We start from the raw sequence: 12,737 nt of genomic DNA, 5'->3' as shown, positions 1-12,737 counted from the left end.
ACTGGGATCACGGGGCGTCGAGGCGGAACCATTGCACGAACCGGCCCCCTGGGACCGCGTCGTCTGTCGGCAGCACCAGCCGGGTGCGGTCCCCGTCCAGGACGTAGGGGGCGTGGCAGTTGAGCCGCAGGTCCGGGTCGTCCTTGGCCACGATCGCCGAGCCCTCGATGACGAAGCGGCCGGTGACCGGGCGGAGCGAGTCGGGAAGCTCTAGGAGTTTGCCCGGGAGCCTTTCGGTGAGCCACTTGGTGGCCGAGGCGTCGATGGTGCTGCTCTGGGTGGGGCGCCATTGGATGGTCTGGTCCGAGACGCCGGTGGCGAAGGGGGCGGGCGGCAGGACGACGGTGCTGAGCTGGACGTACTTCATGGTGGGGTTGCCGGGGAGCACCGTCCACGGGAACTCGTTGAGCAGCGGGCCCGGCAGGTCGAGGGCGACATGGCACACCGGCTTGGGGCGCCGGTCGGTGGCGGAGTTCATGATGCTGCGCAGGTCGATGGACCGGTCCAGCACGGCCGAGATCCCGCCGGCCAGCGTGGCGGTGGTGACGGTGTCGTCGTTGTGGAACTCCTGCCCGACTCCTGGCCCGGGCGACAGCCACTTGACCGCCGTGATGTGGACGCCCGGCCGCGGCGCCAGGGTGACGGTGACCACGGCGCCGTCGCCGTCCTTCAGCCGGAGCCCGAGGGTGTCCCCGGCCGCGCCGGGCACCGGCTGCCACCAGAACGCCACTGTCCCGTCCTGACCCGTCGTGCTCTCTCCCGTGCCGGCCCAGGCCGAGGAGGCGGGGGCCGGCGGCGTACCGCCGGTCGCCTTGGCGACCAGGCCCCCGGAATTGGCCCTGGCGACCACCGTGGCGCCCCGGACCGGTCCGCAGGCGCTGTCCACGAGGACCCGCACCGGCTGCGGCAGCACCCGGTCGCTCACCCGCGGATACTGGCCGTCGCCACTCACCAGGCGCAATTCGCGCCGTTCGGCGAGCCATACCAGGGCCGCCTGGACGGTCCTCTCCGATGGAGGGCTCGGGCACTGGTCGGGGGGCGTCCAGGTGACGTCCTCCGCCAGGGCGAGCTCCCGGAACTTCTGCGCCGTGACGGCGAGCGGCGCGTCCGGGCCGTCGGGCCGGCGGAGACGAAGAACGTCGGAGGCGACCGTCGGATCGGGCTGCCACCAGAACGCCACCGTGCCGTCCGGGCCCGTCTCGGAATCCTTGGTGACGCCCCACAGCGCGGACCCCGGTGCGGGTGGCTCGGTGTCGGAGGGGCGGACCACGGCGACCAGCCCCTGGTCGCTCGCCGCGGCGGTCACCGTGGCGCCCTGGACCGGTCCGCAGGCGCTGTCCACGACGGCCCGCACCGGCTGCGGCAGCACTTGGTCACGCGGACCGAGATGCTGGCCGTCACCACCGAGCAGCCGCAGTTGACGCAGGGTCGCCAGCCGCTCCAACGCGTTTTGGACGGTCGGGGGCTCCGCGAACGCCGCCGCCTCGGCCGGGCGCTGCCAGGCGATCTGGGCGGCGATCGCGAGGCGGCCGGTCACCGTGAGCGCGGGTGGGATCCCCGACTCCGCCCCGGGGCGTTCCAGCAGCGTGGCCGTCAGCCGCTGGGCCGGTCCGCCCTCAGGGTCGAGGGTCCAGGCGACCGCGGCCACTCCATCGGGCCCGGTCTCCTCGGTGACCCTCTGTCCGGTCCCCCCGCCGCCGAGCCCGGTGAGCAGGCCGCCCTCCACCGTGAAGAGCACCGGGGCGCCGGGAAGCGGCAGTCCGCCGTTGCGGGCCGCCACGCGGACAGGCTGGGGCAGCGGTGATCCCGGCGGCATCTGCTGTCCGTCGCCGCCGACGAGGTCGAGGGTGACCAGCTCGGTCTGGGCCGGGAACAGGCGCCGGCAGTCGCGTTCCACGGTCCAGCCCGTTTCGTCCCGGGTGAGCAGGGCCACAGGCGCGCTGTGGACCACCGGCCCCACGGGAGCCATGGGCTCACCCTGCTCGTCGGCACCGGGGGGCCATTCGATGGTCCCGACCTGCGAGGTCTGGCCGTGGAGCAGCCGGCTGGTGCGGGCGGGGATCAGCCAGTAGTCGCCGCTGCCGGGCGTTCCGCCGGAGGGGAACCGCACACGGATGCCGTTCTCCAGGTCCTGGTGGTCCCCGGTCACCGGCAGCAGCCCCTCCCAGCGCCGCACCAAGGGCGTTCTGCCCAGCTGGGCGAGCGTGGGAACCGGGCCGGACCAGCGGACGGACAGCTGCAGCCCCCGTGCCGAGCTCACGGCGGCCAGGAAGCCCGGCTGCCGGCGGATCTGCAGATCGGTGCTGGTCACCTCGACGAGATCGTCCTTCCGGATGGACAGCTCCTCGTCGCGGCCCTCCCGGTCCAGCGTCAGCTGCGAGACGGGCTCGGTCTCCGAGGCGGGGGCGATGTGGGTGATGCCCGCGACCACACTGCCGTTCTCGCGCGACCACAGGAAGGTCGGTTCGGGGTCGGGGTGGTGGATCTGCACCCGGTACAGCTGGTTCTCCAGGCCCAGGTAGCCCTCGGAGGGGGCCACGGCGCACGGATCGAGCTCCGCACGCGGCGTCCCGAGTGAGGCCGCCATTGATCTGGGCGTCCTGGGCGCCTCCTCCGACGCGACGCGCACCTGCCATACCGTCTGGGCACGACTGCTGGTGTCCGGACCGCCCAGCGCCGTCTCGCGCAGGGCGGGGCGCTCGTCCGCGGTCACAAGGTGGGTCCACACGTCGAGAAAGGCGGTGTAGCGGCCGGGCGGCGGCTCTGGCAGCGCCGGCAAGCCGTCGACCTCCCGCAGATGGGGCTGATCACGCAGGGGCCACCCGGCCCGCTTCCCGTCCGCCGAGGGCGGTGGGGCAGGAGCCTCGACCAGTATCCCGGCCACGTAGTAGCGCCCGGGTGTGACCGCGAGGTCCTCCCACCGGGCCGCCCTGGCGGGCGCGCCGTCCGCCCCCACGATCGCGAAGCCCGCACCGGTGAGCGGGCCGCCGGCCCGCCCGGCCAGGTCGAGGGTGCGCGTCTCGTCGTGGTGGGCGGTGAGCGCGGCCTGCTCGTTCCAGTCGGCGTCCAGCACCACCCGTCCCTGCTGGAGCAGAACCGAGCGGTAGGCCTCCTTCGGCGTGAAGGTCCAGCGGGTGAAGTCTCCGTGCATGGCTCAACTCCAAATGATCCCGGCTTCCAGCTCCGCGGGCACGTACGACGCCAGGTGCCGTCGGACCGCGGCGAGACGCAACGGCCTGCGCAGGTGGTGGTACGCACCCATCTCCGTGCCACCCTCACCGCCTTCGCGGATGGCGTCCGGGCAGGTCCTCGCCAGCGCGAGGTAGAGCGGCGAGCCCGGTTCCTCCGATGCATACACCGGTGCGACCGGCGCGTGCTCCCGACTCGCCGGTGCGCAGCGGAAGCGGCGCGGTGTAAGGGATCCGGGGGAGACGTAGCAGTGACTCAGACCACCCTCCTGCCGGTCCTCGACCAGGAGGAGGCCGTCGAAGACCGTGTCGGCGGCGTCCAGCGTGCGGACTCGCAGCGTGCCGCGCACGGTGCTCGCCCGTACCGTCAGACGCGCGCCCGGCGCCGTGACCGCCGGCCCGCCGGGTCCCGCGTCGACGATGCAGTCGCTGATCGCGATGTCCTGCACGCCCTCGGGCCAGTCCACGGCCCGCACCACGCTGCGGATCAGCTCCAGCCGACGAGTCCCGACGGCCGCCGGTGGCGCGTCCGCCGCCCTCGTGACGCGGCCGGTGACCGTGCACTGGGAGAGCACCAGCCGGGCGAGCGACCCGGCCCGCACCGTCACGTCCCCCTCGACGACGATCCCGTCCAGGACCAGGCTGCTGTCCTGGCCCCCGGTGACCACGACGGAGCCGCGCAGATGGGGACGGAGCCCCGCGGGGACGCACGCGGCGTCCGCGGGCCGCCCACGCGAGCCCGCCTCGGGCTCCCGCCGCGGCGGGGAGGCCGCGACCAGGACCAGACGGACCCCCGCCGGCACGCTGAGGGAGAGGTCCTCCGAGCGGGAGGCGTTGTCCCCGACCGCGACGACCACCGTGGCGCCCGGCGGCAGTCCGGCGAGCGCCTCCCGCGCCCGGACGACGCCCGCGGCCGTCGACGGCGCCCCGCCCGGGCCGACGTCGATCCGCCGCTCGATCCCCTCGCCGCCGTAGCCGTCCGCCTCGAGGGCCTTGTGGAACCCCTCGGACCGGTCGTACGTCCCGGCGCCGACCTCGGCGAGCACGCCGTAGTGGTACCGCACGAACACCTCGGCCGTTCCCAGCGGGGCGCCGCCGCGGAACAGCAGCAGCCGGCCGGTCGCGGGGTCCACACACGCCTGGTCCTCGTCCCCCGGCGCCAAGGGCTCCAGGCCGCACACCCGCAACCGGCCGGGCGGCAGCGGCGGCGCGTCCCGGCCGATCCGGACGGCCAGCGGCAACTCCCTTGCGTCCAGTCCACCGTGACGCGCGGCCTCCAGCAGGGCGTGCAGTCTCCGCGCCCGCAGGGGGACGGGCAGGTCGGGTTCACCGACGGCCTGCTCCCGCGTCGCCTCCGTCCGCGGCACGGCGGCGAACAGGGGCGCGGGCCTGCCCAGCGCGTCGAAGGTCCAGCGGCCCGGTCCGTCGGGCCGGGCCTGGGGCCACAGCCCGGGCGCGTCGGCGTCCCCCATCGGGTGACTGCGCAGGGTGAAGAGGAAGACGCCCAGTCGGGAGATGCCGTAGCGGCCGCGCCCCGAGGCGATCCCGCGTGCCTCGGCGGTCCGCGTCAGGGGATCGAGGGCGCCCCGCTCGAAGTCGTGCGGTGCGACGGGCCGGCCGGTGTACAGGTGGGGACCGCCGGTGTGGTCCAGCCGGTTCGCCCCGCGCAGCGACGCCACCGCCGGCCTGTCCAGGCGTACGTGGTTGATGTGCGCCGTGGTGGCCAGCAGCCTGAAGTACTCGACGGCGCGCGCCTGCCAGCCGGTGACCTCCCTGGCGACCTGCTCGAGCACCGCGACGGTGCCCTTGCGGCGGCGGTAGGACACCGTGTGGGCGACGGCGGTCCGCCAGCCGTGTCCCTCGCCCAGGTCCGGCAGAGCCTCGGTCAACCCGATCAGCTCCGCCAGATGCGACAGCGGTTCCTCGCCGCAGGTCTCCACGAACCAGCCGTCATAGAGACCGGCGAGCTCCCTCTCCAGGACGTCCAGCTCCCCGGCGACCACGGACAGCAGGGCGCGCAGTGCTCCGCCCGACTGCTCGTCCCGGGCGCGCATATGGGCCGGGAGCAGCGACAACAGCCGTTCCGGGTCACCCTGGACGCCCGCCCCGTCCACCGTGCCGCTCACGCCGGCATCACCCCGACCTCCACCGCGCCCGGCGCCAGGCCCACCAGCCGCGCCGGGCGGATGCCCTCGGCGCTCTGGCGGGCGGGGGAGGACGTCAGCACCCGCACCGCCTCCGTGTCCTGCGGCAGCGGAACCCCCGCCTCGGCGTCGGGCAGTTGCAGCAGCCGGGGCAGGTCGCAGGCCGTGACACCCGGCACCGCCCGCACCGCCGTCGTCACGGCCGCCGCGGTCACCGGGGTCCCGAACCGCTGACGGTCGGGGGCGAAGCGCCGCTCGAGCGCCGCGGCGACGGCACGGGTCACCGCGGGCCGCTCCCACGCGGGGTCGACGAGCACCCCCACCCGTACCCCGAACCACAGGATCTCGGCCGACAGTACCCGCACCCAGGCGCCCGGAGGGCAGACGTCCCGGAACGCCGCGGCCAGATCGGTCAGCAGCCCCTCACCGACGCGCTTGTTCAGCTCACCGATCACCGAGACCACGGTGGTCCTCCGGCTGCCGTCCAGGACCAGGTCCGCGCGCACCGTGCTGATGCCTGCGAAACCCAGCGCGAAGTCCTCGTAGTCGCCGACCGAGACCACCCGGTCCAGCGTGCGGGCCCGGCGGGGCGCCGCGCCGCGTGCGTCCTCCAGCGTCTCCGCAGGCGCCCAGTCGTGCGAGGCCGCCGGGTTGTCCACGGCCGCGATGCCCAGGGGGCGGCGCGGAAGCAGGCTCAGCTGACCGGGGCCGACGGCGCCGTCGGCCCCGATGCCCACCCGGTAGGTCGCCGTCACGTTCTCCGTGCCCGTCGGCAGGCGGGCGCCGCGCACACCGTCGCCGAAGACCGCGGTCGCCGTGCCGTCCTCCGTGTTGCGCACCACGTACGCCCGGTCGTTCGGTCCGGCCTCCCGCAACGTCGGCACCTCCGTCCACAGTTCGCCGTTCACCCGCACCTCCAGCGTGCTCCTGGCGCCCGCCAGGGCGGCCGTGCGGACGTAGGTGAGCGGTCCGCGCCAGATCGGCAGCGCGGTGAACCGCTGCTCGCCGTTGCCGCTGCCGAGCACCTGGCTCACCGTCTCCCCGTGGGTGGCCGTCACCACGTTGCCGCGCACGACGAGCGTGTCCGGCGCGTACACGCCCTCCAGGTCCCGGTTCAGGGTGACCGTCATGACGGCGCCCGCGGGGTCGACGGCGCAGTCGACGACCTCGGCCTGTTCGGCGGTCACGGCGCCGGTCCTCACGTCCCGGCCCTGGACGACGACCACGCGTCCCGCCGGCAGCTCGGGATCGGTCACCGCCAGCTCCAGCCGCCGTCCGACGACCGGTTCCGTCCGCGGCATCCGGCTCGTGGGCAACTCCACCGACCGGCAGTGCACGAGCGTGCTCCGCGGATCGAGATCCCGGTCGGCGCCGTCGGTGCGCACCACCGTGGTCCGTGTACCGAAGCCGTGGTGCGCCTTGGCCGAGGGGGAGGCGGAGACCGCCCGGTACAGCCGGCGCTCCCCGCCGGCTCCCCGGGCGGCCGTCGCGTGGCCGTCGGCCGGCCGCACGCACTCCACGACCAGCCAGGAGCCGGGCAGGATCCGCAGATCGTCGCCGTCCAGTTCCAGCACCAGCTTCCCGTCTCCTCGCGGCCCGGGCGCCGCCGGTCCGTCCGCGGCGGTGGGGTCGCCGTCCGGCAGGTTCCAGCCGGACAGGGCGGCTCGCTGGGTGAAGCGGTGGACGCGGTCTCCCTTGACGAGCAGGAGGGTGTCGCTGGACAGGTCGGTGCCGGGCGCCGCGGACACCGACAGCAGGGTCCAGCCGGGATGCCCGGGCGGCTGCGCCGCCACGTCGGTGACCACCACGCAGGCCCAGACCGATGACGGTGCACCGGTGGCGGAGCGGGTGACGACCAGCAGCGTGTCACCCGCCTGGACCCCGGACGCCGCCGCCTCGACCCAGATTCGGGCGGGGCGGGATCCCAGCGCCTGGGGGACGGTGGCGACGGCCGGGACGGCGTTCCACGCGGCCCTGCACTCGAGGTCGGCGCCCGTCTCGAAGATCTGCGGGGTCTGACCGGGGCTCGGGACGCTCTGGACCGGCGTGCCCCGCGGCACGGTGACGGTCTGCGGCGCCCCCGGTGCCTCCTCGACGGTGAACGCCAGCTCGGCCTGGGCCGCCACCCCGGGCCGCAGCTCGTGCCCCAGGCCACGGGTGAGTTCCCGCACCGACTCCCGTTCGGTCGCGGTGCTCAGGAAGCCTTCCTGCGCCACCCGCCCGGTGTAGAAGGCCACGACGTCGGCGACGACCGCCCACGCGTCCAGCAGGGCGATGGCCGGCTCGTCGGGCGGCCTCCGGGCGAGGGCGCGCACCCCCACGGGCTGGCTGGGCGCGGCCAGGGCGGCGCGCATCCTCGCCATGGACCGGCCGTGGGCCGTGACGTGGACGCGGGCGGGCAACTGCTCCGGCTGACCGGTGGCCGCGGGACCGTCGCCGTGCCGGGGGAGCGGGTCGGTCATGCGCCACCTCTGACGATCAGATCGACGAAGCCGGTCTCCGGGCTGTCCGGATCGCTCCGGCAGCACAGGATCTCGCGGTGCGAGGCGTCCAGGCGGCCGCGGGCGAGGGCGGCGCGGTTGGCGGCGTCGTCGGCGCCCGCCCGGCAGAAGCGTTCGGCATGGACCTGGACCACTCCGGGCACGGACATGGCCTGCGCGATCAGGTCGCTGAGGTACAGCGACGAACCGAAACCCAGGTTGTCGGGGTGGAAGAGCCCGCGGCGTCCGTCCGGCAGCACCGACGCGGACAGGGCCTCACGCAGGCGGTGCTCGGCCTCGACGCGCAGGGTCCCCGGGCCCAGGCAGCAGACGACGCCGATCTCCACCGGGACCAGGGCCGCTTTGGCGAACTCGACGTCCACCCCCGCGGTCCGTCTCACGTCCAGCAGGCCGGCCAGCCGGTCGAAGAGCCGCTGGTCCGCCGTCCCGCCTGGGTCCACGACCACCTGCTGGGCGTACCAGGAGCCCGTCCACCGGGAGGAGGCCACGGCCTGCCGCACCGCGCCGTCCGCACCGGCGATCGCGGCGTAGTCGTCGGAGGTGACCGCCTGGAGGCGGGTGCGGAACGCCCGGGGCGCCAGTTCCCGCACCTCCGCCATCGGCTGGGGGTCGAGGCCGCCCGCGGCCGGTAGGGGGTTGGTGACCGAGACGCCCTCGAGCGTGCTGCCGCCCGGACCGCCGAGGAGCTCCGTGAGGGTGTCGACGCCGACGTTGCCCCAGGAGCCGCCGCCGAGCCGGTACCGCAGTGTCATGGTCGTCCCCGGTGTGGGGCGGCGTCCCGTGACACCGTCGCCGAACCGGAGCCTGATGGTCCTGTCGTCCTCCGCCTCGACCACCACATGGGCGGCGGTCCGGTCACTGTCCAGCAGGTCGGGACGCGGCAGCCAGCGGCGCGCGCCGTCGTCGAGCTCCAGCTGGGCGACGGCGCGCCGCGGGTCGGGGCGCAGAGCCGCACTCGCGCTTTCCCAGCCCTGGCCGGGGGGCACCCCGTTCAATGGTCCAGGAACCGCCGGGGCGGCCCAGGCCACTCCCGCCCTGCGGAGGAACGGCCGGTAGGTGCCCTCCCACGGCACCTGGGCGGGGACCGGGGCGTCGTCGTGGACCGAGGCCCCGTGGTCCGCCAGGACGATGTTGGCCAGAGCGACCGCGGAGCCCACGGCCTGGTCGCCGACCGGCCGGGAGACCCGCAGCGGGAAGGGCAGGGCGTCGTCACGGTGCCAGTGGATCTCCAGCACCCGCTGGGGGGCGGCCCCGCCGCCGTGGCAGGCCAGCGCGTCGACGTGCTCGACCGGTTCCCGGTCCAGGCGGACGGCGTACCGGTGGGTCGGGTCGCCGTCGGCGAGGGTGCCCGAGGGGCCCAGCTCGGCCAGCACCAGCACGTCACCGGCGCGCAGCGCGGGATCCTTGTCGGAGGTCACCGCCAGGAACGCGGAGCGGGCGCCGACGGGCAGCACGTGGTCCGCCTGTGCCCAGGCGTGCAGGCGAAGCCTGTTCCTGGCGGGGGTGAGCACCACCGGGGCGCAGGTCTCGAAGACCGCCGCGGCGGCCTGCGCCCCATCGCGCGCGGCGGCCTGCCGCAGGCCGGACGGCCCCGCTCCTTCGCCCACGGCCGTGCCGGCCCGCAGAAGGACCTCGGCACTCGTGGTGAAGGCCAGCCAGGTGCGCGCGGAACAGCCCTCGTGGACGTGGTAGTCGAGCAGCCGCGCGTGCCGGCGCACCGAGACCCTGCGGCGGGCGGTGCTCAGCGCCGCCTCCTGGGCGACCGCGTCCTGCCGGTAGGACAGGCGGTCGCCGAGATAGGCGAAGAGCTCGATCAGCGTGACGCCGATGTCGGCCGGCGACCGGTCGGTCCAGTCGGGCAGCAGGACCGCCATCCGGTCCAGCAGCCTGGTGCGCAGCGCCTCGTAGTCGCGGGCGAGGTAGTCGAGCACCGGCGAGGCGGCGGTGACGGGCGGCACCGGCTCCGGCCGGCTACGGACGGTGTCCGCCGGGCAGTCCACGGCGAAGGTGAACGGCACCTGCGCCAACGGCACGTCGAAGCCCGGTGGAGCGGCCGCTCCGCCCGGCCCGAGCAGGCGCAGGACGTACGTCGACCGGTCACCGGGCGACGACGTCCTGACGATCAGCACCCTCGCCCGCACCTCCTCGGGCACGCACGCCGCCACCAGCGCACGGTCGGCCTCCGTGACCGGCGCCGGCACCCCGGCCGCGGAGGTCAGATCGGTGGCGGGGAGCGCCCATTCGACCCCGACCGGGTTGAGACGGGAATCGGCGCGGATCCCGCCGAGCACGATGACGGCGCCACCGTCCGGGCCGGTCACCAGGTCCGCGGGCACGGGACCGCGCAGCAGATGCACGGCGAGGGTGCGCTGCCGCGGGGCCCCCGGCACGTACGACGGGCTGTCGGGCCGGTTGGAGAGGACCTCGACGTGGTCGATCCCGTCGAGTGCGGGGTCCTCAGTGGCCGCGACCAGCGCGCGCCTGCGGTCCCGGTCGATGCCGAACACAGTCGCCTCGGTGGCGGCCACCATGCCCGGGCCGGTCACGGCGTCCCCCGGCCGGTGAGCCGCAGGACCCGCGGTTCGGCGGCCTCCTGGCCAAGAGGCGTGTAGCGGATCGTCACGTCCAGCACCGCGTCGCGGGCCTCGACCCGGACCTCGTGCACGCGCAGCAGGTCGCTGAGCCACTGCTGCACCGCCGCCTGCACCAGCGACTGCGTCGCCCCCGCCAACTCGTCGCCGCTGGGCGCGAAGACCAGCCGGTCCACCCCGCTGCCGAAGTCCGGGCGGTTGACCCGCTCTCCCGGCCGGGTGAAGAGCACCGCCTCGACGAGGCCGCGCAGGTACTCCTCGTCGTCCACGGTGGCGAGCCGGCCGCGGGCGTCCAGGCGCAGGGGGAAGCCGAAACGCATCAGATCCCCCGCACCCGCGGCTGGACGGCGACCACCGCCAGCGGCCCGCCGGACGGCGCGCACACGGCGGCCCCTCCCTGGATCACCAGCGGCACACCGGCCGACCTGACCCTCGTCGTACCGGTGACCCACTGGGCGGTCACACAGGGCGGAGGGCTGAGCGGCGCGCAGGTGACCAGCCACGGGACGGTGAGCAGCGCGGTCGGCCGACCCCCGACCTTGACCCTGGGGTTCGCGACGGCCGGGCGGGCCTGCCCCGCGTGCGCGCACAGCGTGACGGCCCCGTCGTGGGCGAGAAGTCCAGACATTACGTGACCTCCAGGGCACCCTTGTTCACCGACACCGTGGTGGGGCTCAGCGTGACGCTTGAGGCACCCAGGGACAGCTCGATGCCGTCGGACGTGCACGCGATCCTCATCGGCAGGACGGAGACCGGCGGACCGACGGCGATGGTGAGGCCGCCGTCTCCGGGAAGGTCGCTGCACGTGATCGACACGGCGTCCGTCTTCCACACCTTGACCTGGGGCACGGCCGGAGACGCGGGAGCCTCGCCGGTGCCCCAGAAACAACCCCCCACAATGGGGTAGTCGGGATTGCCCGCCTCGAACTCGACCCAGACGTCGGCTCCCTCGGGCGGCACGGCGAAGAACCCCACACCGCGGCCCGCGTACGGCACACAGGGCTCGGCCCAGGACAGCCGTCCCTTGCCGAGCACGGCAGGAACACTGACCTGCACCCTCCCCCGCATCAGCGGATCGACGTTGCAGGTGACCTTGCCGCGGTACTTGCCGTAGAACCTCTTCACTCCACGCTCTCCTGACCTTGTGGCTTCGGCGCCGAGGAGTCACGGTCGCACGACGGGAACGGTCGGGCCGTGACCGTCGCGCGTCAGGGTGAACCGCTGGACGTAGGAGCCCGGCGCCAGTTCGTGCTCGACGCGGCGCACGTACCAGTGGCCGTCGTGCGACCAGCCGGCACCTCGCACGCCGACCAGCGCCCGGGGACGCAGGACGTCGCCGTAGCGCCCTCCGTCGGCCTCGCCCTCCGCGACCACGGCGTCGACGCCGGAGTCCACCAGGGACTGGGCCCGGGCGAAGGTGCCGATCGCGCCCGTCCCGCTGTCCCGCACCAGGCGCCGCCTGCGGACGTCCCCCGCGTGCGCGGCCCACAGGGGCCGCGACGACAGCGGTGGGCGGAGACTGCCCCTCGTGTCCACCGTCATCTGCGTCCCGGTGCGCGGATCCTGCAGTTCACCCTCGACGAGCACCGGCGTGAGAGCGTCGGTGCGGAACCGCACGGAACGGACGTTGGTCTCGGGCCCGAGATCCACCGAGAGAGCCGGCTGCGGCACTCCGGACCGCACCGGCGGCCCCCAGTAGAAGGTGCTGGCGCCGGTCTGCGGGCCCGGGATCACGTAGCAGACGTACCCGTGACGGCCGGCCAGTTCGCGCAGGTGCGCCAGATCGGTGCCGTGCTGGGTGGGGATCCGCTCGATCGGAAGAGGAGGGTCCGCGACCCGCGGGGGGATCACCATGGGTAGGATGCGATGCGCCGCGTAGCGCGTGAGGATCTGGTTGACCTGCACGAAGTCGTCCATGGCGGGATGCTCGGCGTCCACCTCCCGGCGGTCGAGCAAGTAGGACACGTCCTCCCCGGTGGCCGTCAGGGTCGCCCCGCCCGGCCCGTCACCGGGGGTCAGTTCGAGATGGGTGATGATGCCGTCGAACAGGACCCGGGGCAGCGCCGCGAAGGTGAGGACGAGGGTGACCCGGGCGAACGGCACGAGCGGCGGACGCAGGACCGGCGTGTCCAGCGCGGCGATCGGCCCGGACCGCCCGGCGTCGAAGGTGAGGGTGAACACCGAGCGGGCGCCGTCGTCCTCCTGGACGCGCACCGACAGGAGGCGCGCGGTCAGGTCAGGAGGGAGCGGCGTGGGAATGGTCGCGCCGGCGAGCACGGTGAGCCGCAGGCCGGAGGACAGCATCTGCCTCAT

8 protein-coding genes are annotated in these 12,737 nt (G+C 74.7%); all 8 read right to left on the bottom strand.

Translation table 11 applies throughout. The features are described 5' to 3' along the window. Positions 1-7: 7 nt before the first annotated feature. From RIM90_RS09195 to RIM90_RS09160, 8 genes are read right to left on the bottom strand one after another with little or no spacing between them, the layout of a single operon-like run. The gene (locus RIM90_RS09195) at positions 8-3,151 is read right to left on the bottom strand and encodes a DUF6519 domain-containing protein (RefSeq protein ID WP_309060101.1); all 3,144 of its coding nucleotides are present in this window, start codon (positions 3,149-3,151) and stop codon (positions 8-10) included. A gap of 3 nt (positions 3,152-3,154) precedes the next feature. Next, on the bottom strand, positions 3,155-5,314 hold the full coding sequence (locus RIM90_RS09190; RefSeq protein WP_309060100.1) for a hypothetical protein: 2,160 nt from the start codon (positions 5,312-5,314) through the stop codon (positions 3,155-3,157). Then, the gene (locus RIM90_RS09185) at positions 5,311-7,794 is read right to left on the bottom strand and encodes a hypothetical protein (protein WP_309060099.1); all 2,484 of its coding nucleotides are present in this window, start codon (positions 7,792-7,794) and stop codon (positions 5,311-5,313) included. Before RIM90_RS09185 ends, RIM90_RS09190 begins: the two co-directional genes overlap by 4 nt. Then, complete coding sequence (locus RIM90_RS09180; RefSeq protein WP_309060098.1) at positions 7,791-10,379, bottom strand: hypothetical protein; 2,589 nt, start codon at positions 10,377-10,379, stop codon at positions 7,791-7,793. The genes RIM90_RS09185 and RIM90_RS09180 overlap by 4 nt, the downstream gene beginning before the upstream one ends. Then, a complete protein-coding gene (locus RIM90_RS09175; protein WP_309060097.1) occupies positions 10,376-10,744 on the bottom strand; it encodes a GPW/gp25 family protein in 369 nt (122 codons plus the stop codon). The genes RIM90_RS09180 and RIM90_RS09175 overlap by 4 nt, the downstream gene beginning before the upstream one ends. Next, positions 10,744-11,052 (bottom strand): hypothetical protein, encoded by a 309-nt coding sequence (locus tag RIM90_RS09170; RefSeq protein ID WP_309060096.1) that lies wholly within the window; start codon positions 11,050-11,052, stop codon positions 10,744-10,746. The genes RIM90_RS09175 and RIM90_RS09170 overlap by 1 nt, the downstream gene beginning before the upstream one ends. After that, positions 11,052-11,549 carry a phage baseplate assembly protein V gene (locus RIM90_RS09165; RefSeq protein WP_309060095.1) on the bottom strand — a complete coding sequence of 166 codons (498 nt, stop codon included), beginning with the start codon at positions 11,547-11,549 and terminating at the stop codon, positions 11,052-11,054. Before RIM90_RS09165 ends, RIM90_RS09170 begins: the two co-directional genes overlap by 1 nt. Before the next feature lie 39 nt (positions 11,550-11,588). Beyond that, positions 11,589-12,737, bottom strand: a complete 1,149-nt coding sequence (locus RIM90_RS09160) for a hypothetical protein (RefSeq protein WP_309060094.1) — start codon at positions 12,735-12,737, stop codon at positions 11,589-11,591.

The sequence above is a fragment of the Streptomyces sp. genome (assembly GCF_031181555.1).
Taxonomy (GTDB): Bacteria; Actinomycetota; Actinomycetes; order Streptomycetales; family Streptomycetaceae; genus Streptomyces; species Streptomyces fimbriatus.
Note: the sequence above shows the minus strand (reverse complement) of the source record. Positions and strands in the feature narration are given on the sequence as shown.

Bases quoted from the DNA above. Each gene is read 5' to 3' on its own strand.
- RIM90_RS09185 (WP_309060099.1), bottom strand. From the start codon at position 7,794: ATGACCGACCCGCTCCCCCGGCACGGCGACGGTCCCGCGGCCACCGGT.
- RIM90_RS09195 (WP_309060101.1), bottom strand. From the start codon at position 3,151: ATGCACGGAGACTTCACCCGCTGGACCTTCACGCCGAAGGAGGCCTAC.
- RIM90_RS09175 (WP_309060097.1), bottom strand. From the start codon at position 10,744: ATGCGTTTCGGCTTCCCCCTGCGCCTGGACGCCCGCGGCCGGCTCGCC.
- RIM90_RS09170 (WP_309060096.1), bottom strand. From the start codon at position 11,052: ATGTCTGGACTTCTCGCCCACGACGGGGCCGTCACGCTGTGCGCGCAC.
- RIM90_RS09160 (WP_309060094.1), bottom strand. From the start codon at position 12,737: ATGAGGCAGATGCTGTCCTCCGGCCTGCGGCTCACCGTGCTCGCCGGC.